Raw genomic sequence first — 25,538 nt, forward strand, 5'->3', positions numbered from 1 at the left:
TAGAGGAGTAAATTTATGTACAAACCTATATTGGAAATTGATTTAGGTAAATTAAAAGACAATGCCCGTGTTGAAAAAGAGCTTCTTGCTAAACACGGCATTGAAGTGATGGCGGTAAATAAAGTCTTTGATGGCTGTGTTGAAACCGCCAAAGCGGTGCTTGATGGTGGTATTGATGTTATTGCTGAATCAAGGACCTACAATTTGAAGAAACTTAAAGATGCTTTAAATTGTAAAACTTGTTTATTACGTAGTCCTTGTTTAAGTGAGATCAGTGAAGTAGTGAAATACGCAGATATTAGCTTAAACAGTGAAAAACAAGTTATCCAAGCACTTTCTGATGAAGCGGTAAAACAACAAAAAGTCCATCAAGTACTTTTAATGGTTGATATGGGCGATTTACGTGAAGGTATTTGGTTTGAACATGTCGATGATATCATCGAAACAGTCAAACTAATCTTATCTTTACCGGGTGTTGAGCTTTATGGGCTTGGGACTAACTTCAACTGCTATGGTACTGTTCTACCAACTGTTAAAAATGGTGTGGATTTTTTACACATAGCGCGTAAAGTAGAAGAAGCTTGTAATATCAAGATCAAGTATCTATCAGCTGGTAATTGTACAAGTTACCATCTGCTTGATAAAGGGATCTGGCCAGAAGGGCTTAATCACATTCGAATTGGTGGTTTACATGAGTTTGGTATTGAGTATGTGGATATGAAATATCTTGATGAGTTTCATCACTCAAACAAACCTGTAGAAAAAGCTTGTAGTGACATGTATAAATTGTATGCACAAATCATCGAGCTTAATAGTAAACCAACCGTTCCTGTTGGAGAATTAGGTGTTGATGCCTTTTTGAACAGTAAAACTTTTGTTGATCATGGTACTCGTAAACGCGCGCTTCTCGCTTTTGGCCGTCAAGATGTGCCAGCAGAAAGCTGTATACCGATTAATGACAACATTACGGTCTTAGGTCAAACCAGCGATCATACTATTGTTGATATTGAAGATGTTTCTGAAACATTACGTGTTGGCGATATGATTGGGTTTGAGCTTGATTATACAGCCCTACTTATGGCTTGCCAAACCAATGGTGTAGAAAAACGGTTTGTTTATTAATATCTATCAGCTGCTGGGCAACCAGCAGCTATTATTGATTACTAGGCGGTTTACATGGCAACATCAGAATCTCAAGAAAGTCCTTATCCCAGTACCTTAAAGAAAAACTTAAAAAATCGTCATTTATTGATGATTTCGTTAGGTGGCTCAATAGGAACTGGATTATTTATTGGTATTGCAGCACCACTTAGCACGGTTGGACCATTAGGAACGATTATCGCATATCTACTTGCGGGTAGTATTATGCTGTCGACCATGCTTTGCTTAGGTGAACTTTCTTGTGCATTCCCACATGCGGGTTCTTTTCAGCATTATGCACTAATGTTTATTCCACATCCTATTTGGAGTTATACCATTGGCTGGTTATATTGGTTAAGCTGGGTACTGTCTATGGCTGCTGACTTAACTGCAGCTTCGATGATCGCTCACCAAGTTTTTTCCTCTATTCCCATCTATATTCTTAGTCTAATTATTTTAACCGTTATTACTTGTGTCCATTTAACGTCTGTTAGAGCTTTTGGCGAAAGTGAATACTGGTTTTCAACGATAAAAGTATTGGCCATTATTGCATTTATAGCTGTTGGTATTTATTTACTCTATCATCAATATAATCAAACACATGTATTACCAACACTTAAAACCGAACAAGGTTGGTTTCCTAGTGGATTTTTATCAATTTTTGTTTGTATGACAATTGTTACTTATTCATTTCAGGGCGTCGAATTAATTGGTAGTGCAGCTGGTGAAGCGCAATCACCTCAAAGCGTATTGCCAAAAATTATCACTGGTGTGGCTTTTCGTATTATCTTGTTTTATGTGTTAGCGATTGCGGTGTTAGCACTAGTTTACCCTTATGGAGCAACCCATAATGAAATTAGCCCATTTGTTTGGGTATTCAATAAAGCCGGGATTACCTTTGCTTCATATGTGATGCTATTTGTTATCTTTTGTGCTGCAATATCGGCCGCTAATTCGGCTGTTTATGCCAGCTCGAGAATGCTATGGTCGATGGCTCAGGATGATTTAGCACCAAAATACTTTTCAGAAGTCAATAAACGAGGCGTGCCAACTAAAGGAATATTATTTATCGCAATTATTGCGTTAGTTTCGCTGTTTTCTAAATATATTGCTGCTGAAAAATTATATCTCTATTTGGTAGCAAGTACTGGACAAGTTGGGTGTTTTGCTTGGATTATTATTGCTTGGTGCCAATATCAATTTCGTAAGGGAGTGAATGAAGGCAAATACTCTAAAGATATGATCAAATTTAAATCTCCGCTATTTCCTTGGTTAGCGATGATTTCTATTACTGTTAACATTATTATTATTGTTGGGGTATGGTTTGGTGAATCAGGGCATTTTATTTTATTATCTGAGGTAATCTTAATTTTCGTAATTTTAGCTTCATATTACTTTTTCAAAAAACGTAAATCCGATTAACTTTATTATCAGTTTATGTAATCACCTTAACTATCAATTATAGGTGATTACTTACTGTTAGAATTGAACTTTTAATTATCTGAATTATAAAACTTATTTTAAAAATGCAGAGACGCCAGTAAATACAACTTGAGCGGCAATAGCTGATATTAATAACCCGGTAAGTTTTGACAAAATTGCAATGCCAGTATTTTTTAAAACGTTAGCAATGCTTTTTGCGCATAGTAACATGGCATAAATACCGCTTGAGGCAATCAATAGCGAAAGGGCGCCAATCAGGTTTTGCATACCTACCGAACTTGTCCCCATAACAATAATCGTACCAATGGAGGCTGGTCCCATACATAAAGGTATTGCAAGAGGAACCACACTAATATCATCATCATCAGTATGAATTTTATTTTTTTCAGGTGAATCATTCATCAATGAAACAGCGGTAATAAATAGTAATGCTCCCGACCCAATTCTAAAAGCATCGAGTGTAAAACCAAACACACTAAACATGGCATTACCAAAAAAGAATAACACAATACCAATAATAAAAACGGCACACGATGTTTTAAGTGCAGTCTTTCGGCGTTGTTGTTCATCATATTGTTTAGTACCACTTAAAAATGCACTTAGCACTGCTGGCGGTGTCATTAACGCGAATAACTTGGTTGTGGTGGCGAGAATTTCAACAAGATAGTTATCCATAGTATTACCCTTTATAGCTTTAGATATTGCTTGAAATCTGTCAACAATTGTTGGCGGGAATCAACTATACACATAAAAACGGTCACCATAAAGGTGACCATATTTAATTGGATATAATTTTAATAGTTTATTAAATATTAACCAATTTGAATTAGTTAAGGCGCTCTTTAATACGAGCCGCTTTACCACGAAGTTCGCGTAAGTAGTAAAGTTTAGCTTGACGTACTTGACCACGACGTTTCACAGTAATTGAATCAACAGTTGGTGAGTGAGTTTGGAATACTCGTTCAACACCTTCGCCATTCGAAATTTTACGTACTGTAAATGCAGAATGTAAACCACGATTGCGAATTGCAATAACCACACCTTCATATGCTTGAAGACGTTTTTTGTTACCTTCAACAACCCATACTTTAACTTCTACCGTATCACCTGGACGAAAAGACGGGATGTCTTTTTTCATTTGTTCTTGTTCTAATTGCTGAATAATTGCATTTTTCATAATTTTGTCTCTTACTAGTTATACTGAAATATTAATGGCTCGGTTTATCACGATATTCACATTGGAATTCAGTGAGTAAACGTTGCTCTTCATCAGTCAGAGCTAGATTTTCAAGAAGATCTTCTCTTCTCAACCAAGTTCGTCCTAGTGATTGTTTCAATCGCCAGCGACGAATCGCTTCATGGTGACCAGACATTAACACATCAGGCACCGCCATTCCACCTAACACCTCAGGTCTGGTATAGTGTGGACAATCAAGTAAACCGTTTGCAAAAGAGTCTTCTTCTGCTGATGATTCATGATTCAATACACCTGGAATAAACCTTGCTAATGCATCAATCATTGTCATCGCCGGTAACTCACCGCCACTTAACACGTAATCCCCAATTGACCATTCTTCATCAATTTCGGTTTGGATAACGCGTTCATCTATACCTTCATATCGACCACAAATCAAAATCAATTTTTGATATTGTGACAACTCGCAAACACCTTGTTGGTTTAATTTGCGCCCTTGTGGGGAAAGATAGATTACTTTTGTATTTTCACCTGCTACTGCTTTCGCAGCATGAATCGCATCTCTAAGTGGTTGTACCATCATTAACATGCCGGGACCACCACCATAAGGCCTATCATCGACAGTCTTATGCTTATCATGCGCAAAATCGCGCGGGTTCCAATATTCTACTGTTAACAGTCCGTTTTTTACTGCTCGACCAGTTACACCATAACAGGTAATAGCTTGGAACATTTCGGGAAAAAGGCTAATTACGCCAATCCACATATTCTTACCTTACCGATTAAAATGCGGGATCCCAATCGACCACAATCATTTTTGTTGTTAAATCAACTTGTTTAATAAATTGTTCTTCAACAAAAGGAATTAAACGTTCTGTTGCTCCAAATGCATCTTTTAGATTAGCTTTAACAACCAACACATCATTAGAACCGGTTTCCATTAAATCAGTTACTTGACCTAAATCATAACCGTTAATTGTTTTCACTCTACAGCCAATCAAATCCTTCCAATAGAAATCGCCTTGATTAAGCTCAGGCAATTCTTCTGCATCAACGAATACTTCAGCATTAGTTAACGCATTGGCTTGATCTCGATCATCAACGCCTTTGAGTTTGACAATCATATCTTGATTATGAGGTTTAAAGCTCTCAACGATTACTTCCTGCCATTTTCCAGCACGCTGGATATACCAAGGTTTGTAATCAAAAATACTATCTGGAAATTCTGTAAACGAAAAAATCCTGAGCCATCCACGAATGCCGTAGCTTGAACCAAGTTTACCAACAACGATTAGATTCTCAGTATTCATCTTTACACTATTACTTAATTAAGCAGCTTTTTGTGCTTGTTTGATCAATGTATTAACACGATCAGAAATAGTAGCACCTAAACCAACCCAATAATTTACGCGATCAAGATCTAAACGTAATTCTTCTGCTTTACCTTGTGCAATTGGATTAAAAAAGCCAACGCGCTCAATAAAACGACCATCACGTGGGTTACGGCTATCAGTGACAACTACTTGATAAAAAGGGCGCTTTTTAGAGCCACCACGAGCTAAACGAATAGTTACCATAACATCCTCTTAAATTAAAAAATAATCTTTCTTTTGCCCAACACGGACAAAATCAAAGCCCTAAAATTATACTCTTTCTAGCAAAAAGTGCAATGGCTGATTGTGTGTGAAAAAGTTAGGTAGCATCAGTTATCGACAAGCTTAGTTATAAATGAACATAAATTCATCTTTTTAACTAGTTATATTATAAATAATTAGCTTCATTGATAATGGTGAGCTTGCTTGCTATATAATGATATATTTTAAAAGTGATGGTTGATCTTTAAGACTTTTTCCGGAACAAAGCTCGTTTTAACACGTCAAAAAATCCTAACGCTTTGACCATTTTTTTGCTATCAACATAGACACGTATTGCTTTTAATACTTTTTTCGGCTCTTTGGACGCAAAAGCGAACGTACCGTCTTTTTTTGTTTGTATGGAGTAACGAGATATCCACTTACCTTTAAAAAATACCGATGCGATAACATAATCGACCTCTTCCCAAGGAATTTGAATATATTTCCGAGGATCGCGTTGATGATAGAATTCGAACGCCTTATCACCAATCATAATCTGGCCATATTCTGAAAAACCTGAAAAAGCAGTCGCTTTTACTGTTAAATCTACTTTGGTATTTAATGATTGAACCATTTAGCTACTTATATCCATTATTTTAATCTGAGTTGCTAAGGCACCCTTTTCTCATTATTTATAAAGAAAAGGGTGATTTTTGTTTGAGGCAAAACAGCAATTTTGTTTAAAAAGTGCGCTCCTCAACTTTTTTAGTCAACATTGTTGGCTTTATAAAAGACCAATAACATGACCAGTAACACCGACTAAGAATAGTGCAAGAATAATTATAATAGGTGATACTTTTTTACGAAGTAACCACATACAGAAGAACGTTAATAGTAATGGTACAAGTCCAGGAATTAGCTGATCTAAGTTATTTTGTAAAGTCGTTACTTTGTCTTGACTAAGTGCGAGCCCATCTTGCATTTGTATCAATGCTTTTTGTATACCTTCGGCACCAGCAGGTAGGGAATTCCAATCAATAAATGCACCATTATCTAATTTTACTGTGGATACGACTGGTTGGAATTTTATTGATACCCACCTTTGTACTAAAGCTGCCAGAACAAACATCCCCAAGATAGATGCACCTTTAGTGATTTTTTGGAGTAAACCTCCACCTAAGTTATCGGTAATTTTAGAACCAGTACGGTAACCAAATTCTTGGGTAAACCACATAAAGCTCATGCGAATTATGTTCCAAAGCAGAAAGAATAGAATTGGCCCTAAAATATTACCACTCAAGGCAAGTGAGGCGCCTAGTGCACCAAGCATAGGACGAACGGTAAACCAGAATACTGGATCACCAACCCCAGCTAAAGGTCCCATCATTCCCACTTTTACCCCTTGAATAGTGACATCATCAACAGGCGCACCATTAGCACGTTCTTCTTCTAGGGCTAAAGTCACACCAAGTACAGGCGATGCTAAATAAGGATGTGTATTGAAAAATTCTAAATGGCGTTTAAGTGCAGCCGAACGATCTTCTTTTGTGGTATATAATTTTTTGATAGCAGGAATCATTGAATAAACCAAGCCACCATTTTGCATACGTTCGTAGTTCCAAGAACCTTGAAGGAAAGTTGAACGCCAAGCTACCGATAAACGGTCTTTTTTCGATAAATGAATTCGATCTGTCATGTTCTTCTCCAAGTTCTTAGTAATCATTTAAAATATCATCAAGTGGATCGCCTTTACTACCACCATTTGATGAATTGCCACGTTCAGAAAGATTTAGATAAATTAGTGCTAGAGCAATACCTAGAGCACCAATTGCAATCAAGGTTAATTGTGATATCGCGGCAACAACAAAACCGATAATGAAAAATGGCCAAACTTCACGATTTGCCATCATATTAATTACCATCGCATAACCAACAGCCACTACCATGCCTCCACCAATAGCCATACCTTCTGATAGCCATTTAGGCATTGAATTTAATGCGTCTTTTACCACTTCAGCAGGAATAAATAACAGCGCTGCTGCTGGTATTGCAATACGTAAACCTTGTAAACAAACCCCTAATATTTGTAACCATTCGATTCTACGGATATTACCTTGCTCTGCTGCAGCATCCATTAAATGCACTAATGGGACGGCAATAGTTCGCACAATCATCGTTAAAAATAAGCCAGCAACTGCTAGTGGGATGGCAATAGCGATAGCTGTCGATACACCAGCTTCACCTTGTCCACCAAGAACTAAAATAATAGATGAAGCAACAGCAGCAAGCGCGGCATCAGGTGCAACCGCTGCGCCAATATTTGCCCAGCCTAATGCTATCATCTGTAATGAACCACCTAACATTACGCCAGCTTCTAGATTTCCTGTTACTAAACCAATTAGTGAACAAGCAACTAGTGGTTGATGGAATTGGAATTGGTCTAAAATACCTTCCATTCCAGCTAAGAACGCAATAACTATCACTAAAATGATAGCAATAATTGATAAAGTCATAATAATAACCCCTTAATTAAACTAATTCTTTTGTTCAGCTAATTCTTGTTTCGCTTTCTTTAATAATTCATCCATATTATCCTCAGAATCATTAGGTACTTTGCGAATGTCGAATTTCACATTTTTCGCTTTTAATTTCTCGAATGTATCAACATCTTCAGCGCTCATTGACAGCACTTTGTTGACCATTACCTTGCCGACAGAATGCGCCATTGAACCAACATTTAATGTTTGAATATCAACACCGCCATCTATAGCGCGAAGTACATCTTCAGGGTTTTCGAAAAGTAATAAGGCTTTTGTGTTACCAAAACGGGGATCATGCGCAACTTCAATAATTTTTTTAATTGGCACAACATTGGCTTTAACACCAGGAGGTGCGGCTTCTTCAATCAGTTTTTTCCTTAATTCATCTTTGGCAACTGAGTCTGAAACCACAATAATACGATTAGGGTTAGTCGCTTTAGTCCAAGAGGTTGCCACTTGTCCATGTAACAAGCGTGAATCAACACGCGCTAATACAATTTTCAATTTACCATCGCCTAAAACAGTACCTTCAGGGATAGTGCTTGTTTGTTGATTGTTTGGCGTTGTTTTAGCTGCCACTTCAACCGTTGTTCTAATACCATCTTGGGCTGATTCAATAATGGCGGCAGCCACTTCTTTGGCGGTCTCCATCGATAAACGTGATGAGTATGCCTCAATCAACATTGGAAGATTTAAACCTGCAACGATAGCCCAATTTGGATGTTCACCACAGAGTGTATTGGCTTGGTTAAATGGTGTTCCACCCCATAAATCGACTAAAAAAAGCACTTCATTTTGATCATCGAAAGTAGCAATTGCTGCCAGCATCCGTTCCTTTAAGCTTTCAGGACTATCACTTGGATGCAAAGTAACGGCTTTAACGTCTTCTTGCTCTCCAAATATCATCGTCCCTGATTGTAAAATACCTTCAGCAAACTCACCATGAGTTGCCAAGATTATTCCAACCATAACGTACCTCCCAGTTTTTTATATTATTGCTAATATAAAGTTAATAAAATAAATCTATTTACTTATTTTAGTTAACAATATGATTTATAAATTCGATCTTCATCAAGGTTTGATAAAATATATTGCTAAATTTTAGAATAATCTTTCTTTATCAGAACAGTAATATTTGTGTAATGCTAAGAAAGATTATTTGTTGCTTTGTTCTAATGCTTTACGGATAAAACCATTATTTTGTTGTAACGCTGTTTTTGCTTGCTGAGCTGTTAACCTTGCAAGAATCATTAAAATAGCTGTTTTACAATTTTTGTTACATTGACTTAGTGTTGAAATAGCCGTCTCCCGGTTACAATCGGTTGCTTGCATGACAATTGATATTTGGCGTTCTACGAGTTTAGCATTAGTGGCCTCAACATCAACCATTAAATTACCGTAAACCTTACCAATTTTAATCATGCTGGCTGTGGTTAACATATTAAGTACTAATTTTTGTGCTGTACCGGCTTTCATTCTTGATGAACCGCTAACTACTTCTGCGCCAACAATTGGGGTAATGGCAATATTGGCCAAGTTAATCATCGGTGCATTGGGGTTGCAACATAAGCTAATTACTGTTGAACCCAGTGATTGAGCATATTGCATACCGCCGATAACATAAGGTGTGCGGCCACTTGCTGCGATACCTACTAAAATATCTTTTTTGCTAAAATTGATATTTTTTAGATCATTAACTGCTAGCTCGGGTGAATCTTCTGCATTTTCAACCGCTTTAAATATGGCAGGGTGCCCGCCAGCAATTAATCCAACGACTTGTTCTGGAGGCGTTCCGTAAGTAGGTGGGCACTCGCTCGCATCTAAAATACCTAATCGTCCAGAAGTGCCGGCACCAAGGTAAATTAAACGGCCATGATTTAAGAAAGCATCGCTAATTGCATCTACCGCATTGGCTATATTAGCTAATTGTTTTTCGACAGCGATTGCCACTTTTTTATCTTCATTATTGATAATTTGAAGTATTTCAAGGGTGGATGCGCAGTCGATGTTCTCGCTCGCACTATTGCGATTTTCGGTGATCATTGCTGATAAATTAATGTTTGACATGTGATTTTAAACCTAACCATACAAACCCGATAAGAATGGCAAATAGCATACCAAAACCTACACCGATAGTAATAACAGATAATCCACAAGCAATAGCTAACGTATAAGCACTGAGCATAATCATCATTGCACTATATTCGCTTAAGTTTTGTATTGAAATTACACTACCAGCACCAATAAGCTCTTTCCCCATTTTTTGAATTAATGCATTTAGTGGGACTAAAAAATAACCACCTAAAGCACCAATAATCACTAATAGAATATAAGAACTTGTCATATTGCTTTGCAAGGTAAATGCAATGACGGCAAACCCCATTAATATTCCTGCTGGAATACACCGTAATGTATTGGATATTGAAACCATAGCACTAGCAAGGCCAGCACCAACAACAATACCTATTGCCACAACGGCATTTAGATTTGTTGGGGTTGAGTTGTCAGTAATACCTAACACAATTGGCACCCAGCTAATTAATAAAAAGCGCAAGGTAATACCCGCTCCCCAAAATAGGCTAGTGCCGAGTAAAGTATAAAGTGCTTGTTTATTATTGAAAATAATTTTAAAGGTTTTAGCAAAATCCTTTATCATACTCATAAACTTCCACTCAATGTCTTTTCGAGCGACAGGAAGTTTAGGAATAAAAATATTTGCTATAACAGCTAGGCCATACATTATTACACAAGTAAGTAATGCAAATGTGATGTTTAAGTCAGCAATATGGCCTCCAGCAAGTGAGCCTAGTAAAATAGCTGCAATTGTTGATGCTTCAATTAAACCATTTGCTTTCACTAAATTATCGCCTGAGGTTAGCTCACCTAAAATACCATATTTTGCTGGTGAATAACCGGCTGCTCCCACACCAACTAGAAAATAACCTAAAAATGGATTGATATTTAGGCAAATAACAGCAGCACCTAATAATTTAATACCATTTGAGATCATCATCGCTCTGCCTTTAGACATGCTGTCAGCAAATTGACCAACAAATGGCGAAAGAAGGATGAAAGGGATGACAAAACCGATTTGTAATGCCGATTGGCTCCACTCTGGATAATTGAGTTGTTTAATAAAAGCTAATATTGCAAAGAAAATAGCATTATCAGCAAAGGCTGAAAAAAACTGGGCTAGCATGGTTGCAGCCATGCCAACGGTTAATAAAGGCTGTTTATTCATAGTGAATCCTTGCTATTATTCATTTTCATCAGCCATTTTGCGTAGCGTAATAAAATCGATTTTGCCAGTACCAAGCAATGGTAATTCTTTAACCACACGAATATCTCTAGGAATGGCTAATGCAGGAATACCTAAATCTTGTGCTGCCTGATTAAGCTGTTCTCGAGTTAATGTAGTTGAAGTAGTAAATAGCACAAGCGCTTCACCTTTAGCCGCGTCAGCTTTTACTGTAGCGCCATGCATGGCATCAGGATCAACTTTTCTAGCTAGCGCTTCAACACTTTCCAGTGAAACCATTTCGCCTGCAATTTTAGCAAAGCGTTTCAGTCGCCCTTTAATTGTCAAAAACTCATCTTTATCAATATCTACGATATCGCCAGTATCATACCAACCTTTTTCTGCATTACCATTTTCATCAACGGCAACAGGCTCTTCAAGTACACCGGGTTTTTCAACTCGTAAATAACCTTTCATTACGTTAGGTCCTTTAAGCTGTAATTCCCCGCCATTGGTAATCCCTGGGATAGGTATTAATCTTGATTGCATACCTGGCAATAGCCGACCAACAGTTCCTGCTTTAAATGCCATTGGCACATTAAGGGCAACAACTGGTGCACATTCGGTTACGCCATAACCTTCTAAGATTCGAATGCCATATTTATCTTTCCATTGCTCACGCACCGCATCGGAAAGTTTTTCAGCACCGGCAACCACATAACGTAATCGCATAAAATCATAAGGATGAGCGTAGCGAGCATAATTGGCTAAAAATGTTGGTGTGCCAAATAGCACGGTACAGTTTTGATCATAAATGATTTCTGGCACCATACGATAATGTAATGGGTTCGGATATAAAAAGGTACGACTTCCAGAAAACAACGGTAAAAATAAGCCGGCAGTAATACCAAAAGCATGGAATAATGGCAATGCGGACATAAAACGGTCAGCCGGTGTCGGATCGATAACGGTACGAATCTGTTCAACATTTGCCAATAAACTACCATGGCTGTGCACTACACCTTTAGGATTGCCTTCTGAGCCTGATGTAAATAACACTAAAGCTTCGTCATCACTTGATTGTTGTCGTTTCACTAAACGTGGAATGTATTGATGAAGTGCAACATAAAGTTTATCAACAAAAGTCAAACTACTACGCAAGTCCTCAAGGAAATACCAATTTACGTCCTTAATTTCTTCTAATAGATAATCAAGCTTACCTTTTTGAATAAATTTGCGTGAAGTAATGATCGTTTTTATTTCAGCCGCAGTAATTGCACAGGTTAACCCTTTAGTTCCTGCTGTGTAGTTAAGCATGGCAGGAATACGATTTTTGACTGATAAACCAAAAATAGTCGCAACAGTAATAGTTGCATTAGGGAGCAATAAACCAACTCTTTCTTTTTGTTTGGTAATCTTAGAAATTATGCAACTAACACCGATAATTTGCTTAAGCAAGTTTCGATATGAGGCTTCGTGAGTGGTAGGATCTTGAACCATTCGCGATTTTACCCCATAGCGAACTTGAGCTTCGAGCAACGCTTCAAAAAGTGTCAATTTTGGTCGGCTTGCCATTCTGGCATTCATCATAATTTGATGTAATTTTTCACCAGCAATATATCGTCGTTCACTTGCTTTTGGTGCATCAGGCATTGGGATTGATGTTGGTTCCAATACATGAATTGTAATTTTAGGAAATAGATGACGTTTAAATAAGCCTTTTAAACGGCTAGTCAACGTAAATTCTGCACCTTCAATCCAGACAGGTACAATCGTTGCTTGAGAACGAGCAGCAACAAATGCTGCACCGTCATAAATCTTCATTAATGAGCCGGTTATGGTAATTCGACCTTCCGGGAAAATAACAATTGGTCGTCCTTTTTCAATTTCACGAACTAACCTTTTAATCGCCATTGGACTTAATGGATCCATTGGCACAAAATCAACGTAACGTTTGGCTAAACGGACTAGCCAATGATCAATGTAGCCTGCGTAGATAGCAAATACTGGTTTAACTGGTAAAAATACGCCGATTAAAATGCCGTCTAGGAAGGAAACATGATTAGGTGTGATAAGTAATCTGTCTTGTTTTAAATTATTGAGATTCCCTTGAATCTTTACATGAAATAAAATTTTTAAAAAAAACTTTAATATTTTAAATAACATCTGATTTCTCAATTTCCGTACAAAATTGTACTTTGTAATAATAATGAAAATAAATTAAATATACAAGAAAGCGAAAATTATCAATTTATATTGATATTAAACAAGAGTTTTTAATTTTTTGTTGGTAAGATTAAATAATGGATAATAAATAATATGAAAATAAATATTAAATAAGGAATCGAAATGTTAATTTTAACTGCCCAAGATATTCAACAATTCTATACTATGAAAGATGCCGTTGCAGCGGATAAACAAGCACTGAAAATCTATACTCAAGGTAATAGTGAAGTTCCATTACGCATCAACTTTGACATGCAAAAAGGGCAATGTTTGATTATGCCTGCTCATATAAAAGAAAATGATGTGGTTGGCTTGAAAATTGTCTCGGTTTTTCCTGATAACCCGAAACTTGGTAAGCCATCTGTTCCCGCGCAAGTGTTTATGATCGATCCGTTAACAGGCGAAGTTTGTGCGATGTTAGATGGCACATTTGTGACCCAATTACGCACAGGCGCGGTACAAGGTGCAGCTACCGATTTATTAGCCAGAAAAGATGCTAAACGTGCTGTATTAATTGGTACTGGTGGACAAGCTGCGTCACAGTTAGAAGCGATGTTAACCGTCCGTCAATTGACTGATGTGGCGATCTTTGGGCTTGATGTCAATAAAGGCAAGCAATTTACTGAAGAGATGAAGAAACGATTCGCTCATTTTTCCGCTAACCTCTATTTTTCGAACGATTTAGATGAAGATATTCGCCAAGCAGATATCATTACCTCTGTCACTACATCAAAAGTTGTGACATTCAATGGCGATTTGGTTAAACCAGGAACACATATCAATGGAGTAGGTGCTTACACGCCAGAAATGCACGAAATACCAAGTAATATTGTTAAAAATGCTGATATTCGCGTACTTGATACCAAAGATGGTGTATTTGCTGAGGCGGGTGATATTATCGATCCAATCAATCAACATTTAGTTACAAAACAAGATTTTTATGAATTAGGTGATTTAGTTATTGATCCACAAAAATGTCGCCAAAACGATCAACAAATCACGTTATTTAAAAGTGTGGGAACGGCAGTTTTAGATGTCTATGTTGGTTATGATATTTACCAGAAAGCCAAGGAAAAGGGCCTAGGAATGAGTGTTTAAAACGCCTACCAAAAACCACGACATATCAAAAAAAGTTGAGGAACGGGGTTTTTGAGATCTTAAATCGGTGTTAGTCATGTTTTTATTAAACCCAGTAACAGACCAATCACTAAATAAAAAAAGTTGAGGAGAGGGGTTTTTGAGATCTTAAATCAGTGTTAGTCATGTTTTTATTAAATCCTATAACAGACAAATCACTGAATCAAAAAAAGTTGAGGAGAGGGGTTTTTGAGATCTTAAATCGATGTTAATCATGTTGTTATTAAATCGAGTTAATCACTGAATCAAAAAAAGTTGAGGAGAGGGGTTTTTAAAGATCTAAGACTCGCTTTTTAATTCTTGTTTTTGTGAGCGACCCAATAATGACATGGCTGCAAGTTTTGGATCTTTATGTTCGTAAAGCACTTTATAGATTTGTTCTGTGATAGGCATATCAACATGATATTTTTGAGCTAATGCCCAAACTTCTTTAGTATTTCGGCAACCCTCAACCACTTGAGCAATAATATCTTGTGCTTCTTGAATGGATTTGTTTTGACCTAGTAAAATACCAAATCGACGATTTCGGGACTGATTATCTGTACAAGTAAGTACTAAATCGCCTAAACCAGCCATCCCCATAAACGTGGCAGGATCGGCACCAAGAGCTTCGCCTAATCGCATCATTTCGGCAAGTCCGCGGGTTATTAAAGCTGTTCTCGCATTTGCACCAAAACCCAGCCCATCGGATAAACCAGCACCAATTGCAATAACATTTTTTACCGCGCCACCAAGTTGAACGCCAATAAAGTCTTTACTGCTATAAACACGGAATGATTTACTACAGTGAAATAAATTTTGGAGTTCAGTTAGAAATTGATCATCGGTTGAGGCAACGGTTACTGCTGTTGGTAAGCCTGATGCAACTTCTTTAGCGAAAGTAGGACCTGAAATAACCGCTAATGGGATTTTATCACCCAATACTTCTCTGGCAACATCTTGTAATAGTCGACCGGTATCGACTTCAAGTCCTTTGGTTGCCCAAACAATTTTGCTATCTTTTCTTAAAAATGGTTTGATTTGTTTAAGAATGCTACCAAATGCGTGGCTTGGAACAACAATTAATAAAATTGCTGAAGCTGAAACGGCAGTTTTAAGATCCGCTTCAACTTGAAGTTGGTCAGGAAAAGAAATATCCGGTAAAAATTGTCTATTCTGTCTATCATGTTGCAAAATAGCCATCTTATCTGGGTTATGTCCCCATAATAAGGTTGAGTGACCATTTCGTGCCAGTAATATTGCCAGCGAGGTTCCATAAGAACCTGCGCCAATCACTGTCACTGCTGCATTTTTATTCATAAACATAGACTTTATTAACTAGTAATTACTGTAAAGTTTCAGTCGATTCGGTTTTAGCTTCTTGCTGCTGCAAATAGCTAATGAATAAAGCTTCAAAATTTACAGGTTCTAAATTAAGTTGTGGGAAAGTTCCTTTATTTACTAAGCTTGAAATAACTTCACGCGCATAAGGGAATAAAATATTAGGACAATAAGCACCTACACAATGTTGAATTTGAGCATCGTCAAATCCGATAAGCGAGAAAATACCTGACTGAGTCACTTCACAAATATATACAACTTCTTCTTGTTGTTTTACGGTTACTGTGACACGTAAAGAAACTTCATGCACACCTTCACTCAACGCTTGTGATGATGAATTTAGTTCTAAATTCATTTCTGGTTGCCATTGTTTTGTGAAAATTTCTGGAACGTTGTTTGTTTCAAATGAAACATCTTTGGTATAAATGCGTTGAATAGCAAATTGTGTTTCAGGTGTATTGTTTTGTTCTGTCATGATAAAACCTTATTTTAATATTATATTATTTTCTAACTAATGGTAAGTTTTCGCCGTTCCATCCAGCAATACCATCTTTTAATGTAAATACATGCAAAAAGCCCTGTTTGACTAATACTTCACCAATGCTTGCTGATGTTAAACCATTATCATCAACCACGATGATAATATCTTCTTTAAATTTTTCAATGGTTTTTGCGCTAGCATTTTTAATGTCAACGGGTAAAATGTTGTGAGATTCAGTAATATGCCCTTTTTTGAAACTATCTGCTGAGCGAATATCGACAATAACTGCGTTTTGTTTGTTGATCATACTAATTGCTTGCGCGTTATTAATTATTTTCACTTTTGATAATTTACTTTTCACGGTCATTACAATGATTGCAACGAATAGCACAATCCAACCTAATGAAAGTAAAAGGTGATTTTGGATAAAAGGTATAATTTCGATTGTAACAAAGTCCATACTTTTATGATTACCTAGTATTATTAAAAATAGGTTAAGATTATAACGATATTGTCTACTGAAATATAGACCTAAAGGGAGAAATCTTATTTTAAGCTAATAAGATTTAAAAGTTTTAAGGATTGAAACTATGTTATTTAAAAGATTTATTTTGTTGCCATTCATTTTCGTTACTTTAATTTCGTCAGCATTAGCAGAATCAAATAATCTTAATACTGACGAAATACTAAGCCTAGAGGAACTAAAGGAAGATAGTCAATCTAGTTCATTAGGGTTTGATCCGAATCTAACTTGTCGAGACTTTTTCCATGAAATTGATCCAAATGCCCCTGATTTTTTTCAATATGAAAAGTGTAGGACAACCGACTATGGGCAAACATGGCCTATTGAGGTTATTTATAAAGTTGAAGGTAAATATGCTAAGCAAGCTCATGAATATTTAATTAAGACTATGGGAATGGGCGATTTGAAATTCGTATGTTGTTATTGGGAACAACTAAAACCAGTAGCAATTGTCAATCCAAAAGATAATGTATTATATGAGGCTACATTTATTTCGGAAGAAACCCTAAAAAAGGATTGGGATAAAACAACCTTTTATTTAATAATAAAAGGTTATCGAAAAGAATCGTAGCTCATTCAAAAGAGCTAGCAAATTCACTTTTCATTAATGGCACCAAAATGTAACGCAAGTAGTAGTATGTTACATTTTGGTGCATTATTTTGGTGCTTTGTGCATTATTTTGGTGCATTAATGTTAATTTTTGCTATTATCTAACCAATAAAAACCGTTCAAAAATAGTGGTTAAAAAATTGGCATCAAATTTGCATATAATTTAATAAATAGGCAAATATGCCTTTGAACTGAACATTTATTTTATATGTCCTCAATGGAGAAGCTACATGTCTACACAAAAAGTTTTTACACTAATAAAAGAAAACGATGTTAAATTTGTTGATTTACGTTTTACTGATACTAAAGGTAAAGAACAACACGTTACCATTCCAGTTAGTCAAATTGACGCAGATTTTTTTGAAGATGGTAAGATGTTTGATGGCTCTTCAATTGCAGGTTGGAAGGGGATTAACGAATCAGATATGGTGTTAATGCCAGATGCATCAAGTGCCGTGATTGACCCATTTTTTGAAGATGTGACATTGAATATTCGTTGTGACGTTTTAGAACCAGCAACATTACAAGGCTATGATCGTGACCCGCGCTCAATTGCTAAACGTGCTGAAGAGTTTTTAAAATCATCAGGCATTGCTGATACTGTTATTTTTGGACCAGAACCAGAGTTCTTCCTTTTTGATGATGTGCGTTTTGGAACGCCGATGTCAGGTAGTTTTGTTCATATCGATGATATCGAAGCTGCTTGGAACTCAGGTACTAAATACGAAGAAGGTAACAAAGGTCACCGTCCAGGTGTTAAAGGTGGTTACTTCCCGCTTCCTCCTGTTGATTCATCACAAGATATCCGTTCTGAAATGTGTTTAATTATGGAGCAACTAGGTTTAGTTGTTGAAGCTCATCACCATGAAGTTGCAACTGCTGGTCAAAATGAGATTGCTTGCCGTTTCAATACATTAACTAAAAAAGCTGACGAAGTGCAAATCTATAAATATGTTGTACAAAATGTTGCACATGCTTATGGTAAAACCGCGACATTTATGCCAAAACCAATGTTTGGTGATAACGGTTCTGGTATGCACTGCCATCAATCACTTGCTAAAGATGGTGTGAACCTTTTTGCTGGTGATAAATATGCTGGCCTTTCTGAAATGGCTTTATTCTATATCGGTGGTATTATCAAACACGCTAAAGCAATTAATGCTTTTGCTAATCCAGCAACAAACTCTTATAAACGTTTAGTACCGGGTTATGAAGCACCCGTTATGCTTGCATATTCTGCTCGTAACCGTTCTGCATCAATTCGTATCCCTGTTGTTACTAGTCCTAAGGCTCGTCGTATCGAAGTTCGTTTCCCAGATCCAGCTGGTAACCCATACTTATCATTTGCTGCACAGTTAATGGCTGGTTTAGATGGTATTATCAACAAAATTCATCCGGGCGATGCGATGGATAAAAACTTATATGACTTACCACCAGAAGAGTCTAAATTAATTCCACAAGTTGCAGGTTCACTTGAAGAAGCGTTAAATGCTTTAGATGCGGATCGTGAATTCTTAACCCGTGGTAATGTGTTTACTAATGACACTATCGATGCTTATATCGATTTAAAACGCCAAGATGTTGATCGTGTACGTATGACTCCGCATCCGGTTGAATTTGAATTGTACTATAGCCTATAAGTCATTATTTTATTATTTGAAGTTTTAACCACCGCTGTTTGGCGGTGGTATCTAATGAGAGCGGAGTGCCTACGATGACATTTGATAATGAATCTGATGCGAATCTTGTTCTCGACTCTATGATAACCAATATTTTATTACTTGATAAAAAGCTCAATATTCTTTATGCCAATACTGCGGCACAACAATTACTAGCCCAAAGTTCTAAAAAAATATTAGAAAGTTGTCTTCCTGATTTGTTAGGGTATTTTTCGTTAGACCTTGATTTAATGCAAAATGCCTTAGATCAAAACCAAGGTTTTACCGATAGTGAAGTAAATTTAGTGATAAATAATGAACTACATATTTTATCATTGACGGCACAACTGCTTGCTAACGGTCATATTTTGATCGAAATGGCACCACTTAATAGCCATAAAAAACTAAGCCAAGAACAATTACAACAAGCTCAACAAAATGCAGCACGTGAGCTAGTCCGAGGACTTGCCCATGAAATTAAAAACCCATTAGGTGGGCTTAGAGGTGCAGCGCAACTATTATCACGTGAACTGCCTAAAAATGAGTTGCAAGACTATACACAAATTATTATTGAACAAGCAGATAGATTAAGGAATCTTGTTGATAGGTTATTAGGTCCACAACAACGTTTACAACAAAAACAGCAGAATATTCACCAAGCTATTGAGCGAATTTATGCGCTTTTAAGTTTAGAAAAGCCGTCAAACGTAACGATTATACGTGATTATGATCCTAGTCTGCCTGAATTAGTACATGACTCTGAACAGATTGAACAGGTAGTTTTAAATATCATTCGTAATGCGATACAAGCGATTGGTTCGAAAACAGGCTCTATCACAATAAGAACGCGAACGGCATTTCAGGTTACTTTACATGGTCAGCGTTACCGACTTTGTGCGCGCATCGATATTGAAGATAATGGACCTGGTGTTCCAGTTCATATTCAAGATACTCTTTTTTATCCGATGGTAAGTGGTTATGAAGGTGGTAATGGTATCGGTTTGTCGATTGCTCATAATATTATCGATCAGCACCATGGAAAAATTGAGTTTAATAGTTGGCCAGGCCACACAGAGTTTTCTATCTATCTGCCCATCAAACAATGAGGTTAATTGAAATGAATGTTTGGATTGTTGATGATGATAGTTCGATTAGATGGGTGTTAGAAAAAGCACTTACTAATGCTCATTTTAATTGCATCAGTTTTTCAAGTGGTCAAGAAGTGATTGATGCTTTAGTGAATCACCCACAAAAACCAGCCGTTATATTATCTGACATAAAAATGCCTGGGATTGATGGCTTATCTTTACTTAATTATATTAAAGAGCAAATGCCCAATTTGCCTGTGATTATTATGACGGCGCATTCCGATCTTGATGCCGCTGTTAATGCTTACCAAAAAGGTGCTTATGATTATATTCCTAAGCCTTTTGATGTTGATGAAGTTATTCAACTGGTGGAACGAGCTATTTTACAAACTCAAAGCAATAAACCGAGCAGTCCTTCTAGCAGTAAAGCTTCTACTGGTATTATCGGTGAAGCTCCATCAATGCAGGAAGTGTTTCGTATTATTGGGCGACTTTCAAAATCATCTATTAGTGTGCTGATTAATGGCGAATCAGGAACGGGTAAGGAGCTAGTAGCTAAAGCATTGCATACCCATAGTCCACGTTCTCAGTCACCTTTTATTGCACTGAATATGGCTGCCATTCCAAAAGATTTAATTGAATCTGAATTGTTTGGTCATGAAAAAGGCGCATTTACTGGTGCAGCCCAAATAAGGCATGGTCGTTTTGAGCAAGCCAACGGTGGTACGCTATTTTTAGATGAAATTGGCGATATGCCGTTAGATGTGCAGACGCGATTATTAAGAGTGCTTGCCGATGGTCAATTTTATCGGATCGGTGGTTATTCACCGGTTAAAGTTGATGTTCGTATTATTGCCGCAACCCATCAAGATCTTCAAGCGAGAGTAAGGGAAGGTAAGTTTAGAGAAGATTTATTCCATCGCTTAAATGTTATTCGTATTTTATTACCGCCATTACGAGATAGAGCACAAGATATTCCAAAACTGGCTGAACATTTTTTACGTACTACTGCCAAAGAGTTAGGCGTCGAAAGTAAAGTGCTGAGTCCTGAAGCGCTTAATTTATTATGTATGTTTAATTGGCCGGGCAATGTTAGGCAATTGGAAAATGTTTGTCGTTGGGTGACTGTAATGTCGTCAAATAATGAAATTTTTGTTCAAGATTTACCTCCAGAACTTTTACAGTTATCGGTGCCTGCTACATCTGTTAATTATGACGTTAATACCCATCCTCAGCCGTTAACAGATTGGAAAACGATGCTCGAACAGTGGGCTAAGCAAGCATTATTAGCGGGCCAAACAGGGATATTGACACAAACCGTTAGTGAAGTTGAACGGATTTTATTGAAATGCGCACTTAATTTTACTCGTGGTCACAAACAAGATGCTGCCAACCTTTTAGGTTGGGGACGAAATACGTTAACCAGAAAGCTTAAAGAATTATCTGAAGATTCCAATTATTAATTAACGTAGAATTGATCAATAATCAGCCATTAATTTAATATTATTGGCTGATGTTTTTATAAGCTTATTAATTATTGATTTTTTTGTTTATCAAAGTTCAATTGAACACTTATTTATTTTTAGTTACAATTCAGTCTAAATGATAATCATTCTATTTATCATTTACGCGCTTTTGAACTAAGCTAATAATTAGGAGTTACAATGTTTTCATCTATCAAATTTAAATTTTTAGTATTACTAACCGCTTTATTTGCTTTGGTTGGTTGTGATGATAAAAAAGAAGCACCTGCCGCTAATAAAACATCAATTGTTGTTGAACATGCTCAAGGTAAAACAGAGGTTCCTGAAAATCCGAAAAAAGTAGTCGTATTTAATACTGCAACACTTGATATTATTGATGCATTAAATATTCCCGTTACAGCAGTTCCTCAATCTGATGTGCATTTTCCCGAGTTCTTATCTAAATATGCTGATAAAACTTATACCAATGTCGGCACATTATTTGAACCAAATTATGAAGTATTAAGTTCATTACAACCTGATGTGATTATTGCAGGTGGTCGGGCCAATGATGCATATAAAAAATTAAGTGATATTGCGCCGACAATTTCGCTTGATATTGATCCTAATAATTTTGTGGCTAGTTTGACGCAGCGTACTGAGCAGTTAGGTAATATTTTTGGTAAACAAGCAGAAGCTAAAAAAATAATTGCTGATTTTAATCAGAAAATTGATAGCTTAAAATCAAAAACTAGCACTGCTGGAACGGCTTTAGTGATTATGGTTAATGGCGGAAAAATGTCTGCTTATGGTCCTAAATCACGTTTTGGTTTTATTTTTGATGTATTAGGTTTTCAACCTGCAACAACATTCCAAGAAGCAGGACGTCATGGTAATGCAGTAACTTCTGAATTTGTATTAAGTGTTAATCCACAATGGATATTTGTGCTTGATAGAGATAACGCAATTGGTAATAAAGAAGCACAATCAGCACAACAGGTTTTAAATAATGAATTAATTCAAAAAACCGATGCATGGCAACAAAACCATATTGTTTATTTAGATTCTACTTCTATGTATATCTCTGGTGGTATTCAAACTTATAGTCGTTTGATGGATCAAATAAGTGATGTTTTACAAAAATCATCAGCAAATTAATATAAATCATGTCTAAAACGGTTTACTTTATTGCAGGCATTGTTTTTTTATTCGCAATGGCTGCATTAAGCCTTTTTATTGGTGCTGGGCATGTTACGTTAGCTGATTTATGGTCTGACAGTAATATGCGACAAATCTTTTTTGTTAGTCGAGTACCTAGAACAGTGGCACTATTATTAGCTGGCAGCGCGATGAGTGTTGCTGGTTTAATTATGCAACTCCTTACCCAAAATCGTTTTGTGGAACCGTCGTTAGTAGGTACAACTCAGTCGGCTAGTCTTGGTTTATTAGTGATGATGGTGCTTGCGCCTGGTGCAAGTGTGATGATGAAAATGGTGGTTGCCAGCTTATTTGCTATGGCGGGCACAATGTTATTTATGTTCATTTCTCGCAAAATTATTTATAAATCTGCCCTGATGGTGCCTCTTATTGGAATTATGCTTGGTGCGGTAATTAGTGCCATTTGTACTTTTTTTGCGATGTATTTTGACCTATTACAATCACTTGGTGGTTGGGAGTCAGGAGACTTTTCCGGAATCTTGCAAGGTCGTTATGAGTTATTATGGTTAGTTGGAGGTATTACTCTACTCGCTTGTTGGAGTGCAGATCGGTTCACTGTTGCCGGTTTAGGTAGAGACTTTTCGGTTAATGTTGGGCTTAATTATAATCGAGTCATGTTAATTGGTCTTGTTGTGATTGCTTTGATAGGTGGAATAGTCGTTGTGGTGGTTGGTGTATTGCCATTTTTAGGACTGATTGTTCCCAATATTGTCAGTTTATTATTTGGTGATAATGTTCGAAAAACGATTCCTTGGATCTGTTTATTAGGCAGTGGGCTTGTTTTGCTATGTGATATTATTGGACGCGTTATCCGTTATCCATTTGAAATACCAGCCAGTGTCATTCTTGGTGTAGTAGGGGCTATTATTTTTTTAGTATTGTTGAGTAAAAAACGTCATGCTAGTTAATCAAAAACGCCATATTTCTAGCCGAAAAACAGTATGGTTATTACTTGGTATTGCTGTGCTTTGTGTTGTTTTTTTCATGACATTTAATTTAAAAGGCAACATTAGCTACATTTTGACACATCGGACTTGGATTGTATTAACGATGATTTTAGTTGCTTTTTCGGCGGCAACGTCAACATTACTTTTCCAAACTGTTACGAATAATCGAATTTTAACACCTTCAATAATGGGGTTTGAATCACTGTTTGTGTTGATTCAAACCGTGGTAATATTTTTTATTGATGCCCAAGGTATCCCTTATATTGGTATTGTCGGTAAATTTATCTTTGAGTCATTACTATTAATTTTATTTTCTCTATTTTTGTATCGAGGATTATTTAACAAACTTAAACAAAATCTTCATTTAGTTTTATTAATTGGGATTATTTTAGGGACGTTGTTCCGTAGCTTTTCCAATTTATTACAACGTCTCATGACGCCGACTGAATTTGCTGTATTACAAAGTCGAATTTTTGCAACATTTACTCGAGCGGAACCCGTACTAATTGTCTTTTCATTAATTATTTCCATCATAATTGGTCTATTTTTATGGCGAATGCGTTTCCGGTTTGATGTATTGGCATTAGGTCGTGATAATGCGATTAATCTTGGTATCGATTATCAAAAAAGTGTCACCATTATTTTATTATTAGTTTCGGTATTAGTTTCAATATCGACTGCATTAGTTGGTCCATTTACGTTTTTAGGCTTACTTATTGCTAATTTAGCTTACAGTATTAGTGGTTCCAGCCAACATCGCTTTTTATTGCCAACCGCATTTTTGTTAGGGGTTATTTTCCTTGTTGGTGGGCAAATGTTTTTAGAACATGTTTTAAACATGGTTGGCGCATTATCCATTGTAATTGAGTTTATTGGTGGTTCATTGTTTATCTTCTTACTATTGAAAAAGGTTCCGATGTGATAGAAATTGATAATGTTAGTAAAAAATATCAAACCATATCTGTATTAAAAAATGTGAATGCGACCATATCACAAGGTGGAGTGACAGCCATCATAGGTCCTAATGGTGCAGGTAAATCGACATTATTATCAATTATTAGCCGTCTATTACTGGCTGATGAAGGACAAGTGAAAATACAAAGTATGGACGTGGTTAATACGCCAAGTGATAAACTTGCCACCTACTTATCGGTATTGAGGCAAGAAAACCGCTTTACTAGCAGATTAACTGTTTTTGAATTAGTAGGATTTGGACGTTATCCTTATTCAAAAGGGCGATTAAATAAAGATGATTTAGCACATATTCATCGATCACTGGAATTCTTAAATTTAACTGAGTATAAAGATCGGTTTTTAGATGAACTTTCTGGCGGGCAACGACAACGTGCTTATGTTGCTATGGTGCTTTGTCAAGATACTGAGTATGTTTTGCTTGATGAACCGCTAAACAATCTTGATATGAAACATGCAGTTTCGATGATGAAACAGTTACGCCGAGCGGCCGATGAGCTCGGTAAAACGATTGTTATTGTTATCCATGATATCAATTTTGCCTCAGTTTATTCTGATTATATTTTAGCCATGAAAGATGGCCAACTTGTTTATCAAGGTAGCCCAAAAGAAATTATGAATTCAACTATTTTAGAAGATATATTTGATACGCCAGTAAAAATAGAAACTATCCATAACCAAAGCATTGCTATTTATTATTAATAAAAGATTTTTTAACTAAAAGGGTTTAGATTCACACTAAATCCTTTTTTTTTTATAATTCGT

The 25,538-nt window shown here is 36.5% G+C and carries 25 protein-coding genes and 2 pseudogenes; 11 read left to right on the forward strand and 16 right to left on the reverse strand.

What is annotated here, in order from left to right; translation table 11 throughout:
- The first annotated feature begins 15 nt into the window (after positions 1-15).
- The gene (locus tag J3U00_RS11025) at positions 16-1,122 is read left to right on the forward strand and encodes an alanine/ornithine racemase family PLP-dependent enzyme (protein WP_065735086.1); all 1,107 of its coding nucleotides are present in this window, start codon (positions 16-18) and stop codon (positions 1,120-1,122) included.
- 54 nt (positions 1,123-1,176) lie between these two features.
- Positions 1,177-2,562, forward strand: a complete 1,386-nt coding sequence (locus tag J3U00_RS11030) for an amino acid permease (protein ID WP_267330387.1) — start codon at positions 1,177-1,179, stop codon at positions 2,560-2,562.
- Between the two features lie 93 nt (positions 2,563-2,655).
- On the opposite strand, the gene J3U00_RS11035 is transcribed toward J3U00_RS11030, so the two are convergent.
- From J3U00_RS11035 to aas, 13 genes and pseudogenes are all read right to left on the reverse strand, one after another.
- Positions 2,656-3,258 (reverse strand): MarC family protein, encoded by a 603-nt coding sequence (locus J3U00_RS11035; protein ID WP_065735090.1) that lies wholly within the window; start codon positions 3,256-3,258, stop codon positions 2,656-2,658.
- A gap of 151 nt (positions 3,259-3,409) precedes the next feature.
- Positions 3,410-3,760: a 50S ribosomal protein L19 gene (gene rplS, locus J3U00_RS11040; RefSeq protein ID WP_065563727.1), complete on the reverse strand. Its 351-nt coding sequence runs from the start codon at positions 3,758-3,760 to the stop codon at positions 3,410-3,412.
- Positions 3,761-3,791: 31 nt separating this feature from the next.
- Positions 3,792-4,544 carry a tRNA (guanosine(37)-N1)-methyltransferase TrmD gene (trmD, locus tag J3U00_RS11045; protein ID WP_267332417.1) on the reverse strand — a complete coding sequence of 251 codons (753 nt, stop codon included), beginning with the start codon at positions 4,542-4,544 and terminating at the stop codon, positions 3,792-3,794.
- Positions 4,545-4,560: 16 nt separating this feature from the next.
- Positions 4,561-5,088, reverse strand: a complete 528-nt coding sequence (rimM, locus tag J3U00_RS11050; protein WP_065563725.1) for a ribosome maturation factor RimM — start codon at positions 5,086-5,088, stop codon at positions 4,561-4,563.
- Between the two features lie 18 nt (positions 5,089-5,106).
- Positions 5,107-5,355: a 30S ribosomal protein S16 gene (rpsP, locus tag J3U00_RS11055; RefSeq protein WP_065563724.1), complete on the reverse strand. Its 249-nt coding sequence runs from the start codon at positions 5,353-5,355 to the stop codon at positions 5,107-5,109.
- A 262-nt stretch (positions 5,356-5,617) separates the two neighbouring features.
- On the reverse strand, positions 5,618-5,986 hold the full coding sequence (locus J3U00_RS11060) for a DUF956 family protein (protein WP_065563723.1): 369 nt from the start codon (positions 5,984-5,986) through the stop codon (positions 5,618-5,620).
- Between the two features lie 150 nt (positions 5,987-6,136).
- Positions 6,137-7,048 (reverse strand): PTS system mannose/fructose/sorbose family transporter subunit IID, encoded by a 912-nt coding sequence (locus tag J3U00_RS11065; RefSeq protein WP_065563722.1) that lies wholly within the window; start codon positions 7,046-7,048, stop codon positions 6,137-6,139.
- 16 nt (positions 7,049-7,064) lie between these two features.
- Positions 7,065-7,865: a PTS mannose/fructose/sorbose transporter subunit IIC gene (locus J3U00_RS11070; RefSeq protein WP_065563721.1), complete on the reverse strand. Its 801-nt coding sequence runs from the start codon at positions 7,863-7,865 to the stop codon at positions 7,065-7,067.
- 21 nt (positions 7,866-7,886) lie between these two features.
- Positions 7,887-8,429 (reverse strand): annotated as a pseudogene (locus J3U00_RS11710) (PTS system mannose/fructose/N-acetylgalactosamine-transporter subunit IIB); the annotation flags it as partial.
- Positions 8,430-8,488: 59 nt separating this feature from the next.
- Positions 8,489-8,861, reverse strand: a pseudogene (locus tag J3U00_RS11715) (PTS sugar transporter subunit IIA); the annotation flags it as partial.
- A gap of 186 nt (positions 8,862-9,047) precedes the next feature.
- On the reverse strand, positions 9,048-9,959 hold the full coding sequence (gene murQ / locus J3U00_RS11080) for an N-acetylmuramic acid 6-phosphate etherase (protein WP_267332418.1): 912 nt from the start codon (positions 9,957-9,959) through the stop codon (positions 9,048-9,050).
- Positions 9,946-11,133, reverse strand: coding sequence for a lysophospholipid transporter LplT (gene lplT / locus J3U00_RS11085; RefSeq protein WP_065563718.1), 1,188 nt, complete (start codon positions 11,131-11,133; stop codon positions 9,946-9,948). Before lplT ends, murQ begins: the two co-directional genes overlap by 14 nt.
- A gap of 15 nt (positions 11,134-11,148) precedes the next feature.
- Positions 11,149-13,296, reverse strand: coding sequence for a bifunctional acyl-ACP--phospholipid O-acyltransferase/long-chain-fatty-acid--ACP ligase (aas, locus tag J3U00_RS11090; RefSeq protein WP_267332419.1), 2,148 nt, complete (start codon positions 13,294-13,296; stop codon positions 11,149-11,151).
- Between the two features lie 183 nt (positions 13,297-13,479).
- On the opposite strand from aas, the gene J3U00_RS11095 reads away from it, so the two are divergent.
- Positions 13,480-14,454 (forward strand): hypothetical protein, encoded by a 975-nt coding sequence (locus tag J3U00_RS11095; protein ID WP_267332420.1) that lies wholly within the window; start codon positions 13,480-13,482, stop codon positions 14,452-14,454.
- Between the two features lie 318 nt (positions 14,455-14,772).
- On the opposite strand, the gene gpsA is transcribed toward J3U00_RS11095, so the two are convergent.
- Genes gpsA through J3U00_RS11110 form a run of 3 tightly spaced genes read right to left on the reverse strand, consistent with a single transcriptional unit; the run spans position 14,773 to position 16,754 of the window.
- Positions 14,773-15,792, reverse strand: a complete 1,020-nt coding sequence (gene gpsA / locus J3U00_RS11100; protein ID WP_065563715.1) for an NAD(P)H-dependent glycerol-3-phosphate dehydrogenase — start codon at positions 15,790-15,792, stop codon at positions 14,773-14,775.
- A gap of 25 nt (positions 15,793-15,817) precedes the next feature.
- Positions 15,818-16,288 carry a protein-export chaperone SecB gene (gene secB, locus J3U00_RS11105; RefSeq protein WP_065563714.1) on the reverse strand — a complete coding sequence of 157 codons (471 nt, stop codon included), beginning with the start codon at positions 16,286-16,288 and terminating at the stop codon, positions 15,818-15,820.
- Positions 16,289-16,313: 25 nt separating this feature from the next.
- Complete coding sequence (locus tag J3U00_RS11110) at positions 16,314-16,754, reverse strand: rhodanese-like domain-containing protein (RefSeq protein ID WP_065563713.1); 441 nt, start codon at positions 16,752-16,754, stop codon at positions 16,314-16,316.
- 130 nt (positions 16,755-16,884) lie between these two features.
- Here J3U00_RS11110 and J3U00_RS11115 point away from each other — a divergent pair, with 130 nt between their 5' ends.
- The 8 genes from J3U00_RS11115 (at position 16,885) to J3U00_RS11150 (ending at position 25,475) form a co-directional block, all read left to right on the forward strand.
- Positions 16,885-17,388: a DUF4952 domain-containing protein gene (locus J3U00_RS11115; protein WP_065563712.1), complete on the forward strand. Its 504-nt coding sequence runs from the start codon at positions 16,885-16,887 to the stop codon at positions 17,386-17,388.
- A gap of 269 nt (positions 17,389-17,657) precedes the next feature.
- Positions 17,658-19,067, forward strand: a complete 1,410-nt coding sequence (glnA, locus tag J3U00_RS11120) for a glutamate--ammonia ligase (protein ID WP_065563711.1) — start codon at positions 17,658-17,660, stop codon at positions 19,065-19,067.
- Between the two features lie 74 nt (positions 19,068-19,141).
- Complete coding sequence (gene glnL / locus J3U00_RS11125) at positions 19,142-20,191, forward strand: nitrogen regulation protein NR(II) (protein WP_267332421.1); 1,050 nt, start codon at positions 19,142-19,144, stop codon at positions 20,189-20,191.
- A gap of 11 nt (positions 20,192-20,202) precedes the next feature.
- Positions 20,203-21,636, forward strand: a complete 1,434-nt coding sequence (glnG, locus tag J3U00_RS11130; protein ID WP_267332422.1) for a nitrogen regulation protein NR(I) — start codon at positions 20,203-20,205, stop codon at positions 21,634-21,636.
- A gap of 201 nt (positions 21,637-21,837) precedes the next feature.
- Positions 21,838-22,794, forward strand: a complete 957-nt coding sequence (locus J3U00_RS11135; RefSeq protein ID WP_267332423.1) for a siderophore ABC transporter substrate-binding protein — start codon at positions 21,838-21,840, stop codon at positions 22,792-22,794.
- Between the two features lie 8 nt (positions 22,795-22,802).
- Complete coding sequence (locus J3U00_RS11140; protein WP_220225630.1) at positions 22,803-23,762, forward strand: ABC transporter permease; 960 nt, start codon at positions 22,803-22,805, stop codon at positions 23,760-23,762.
- Positions 23,752-24,723: an iron chelate uptake ABC transporter family permease subunit gene (locus J3U00_RS11145; protein WP_267332424.1), complete on the forward strand. Its 972-nt coding sequence runs from the start codon at positions 23,752-23,754 to the stop codon at positions 24,721-24,723. The genes J3U00_RS11140 and J3U00_RS11145 overlap by 11 nt, the downstream gene beginning before the upstream one ends.
- On the forward strand, positions 24,720-25,475 hold the full coding sequence (locus J3U00_RS11150) for an ABC transporter ATP-binding protein (RefSeq protein WP_267332425.1): 756 nt from the start codon (positions 24,720-24,722) through the stop codon (positions 25,473-25,475). The genes J3U00_RS11145 and J3U00_RS11150 overlap by 4 nt, the downstream gene beginning before the upstream one ends.
- Positions 25,476-25,538: the final 63 nt, after the last annotated feature.

The organism is Gilliamella sp. B3127 (assembly GCF_026536935.1).
GTDB lineage: Bacteria > Pseudomonadota > Gammaproteobacteria > Enterobacterales > Orbaceae > Gilliamella > Gilliamella apicola_E.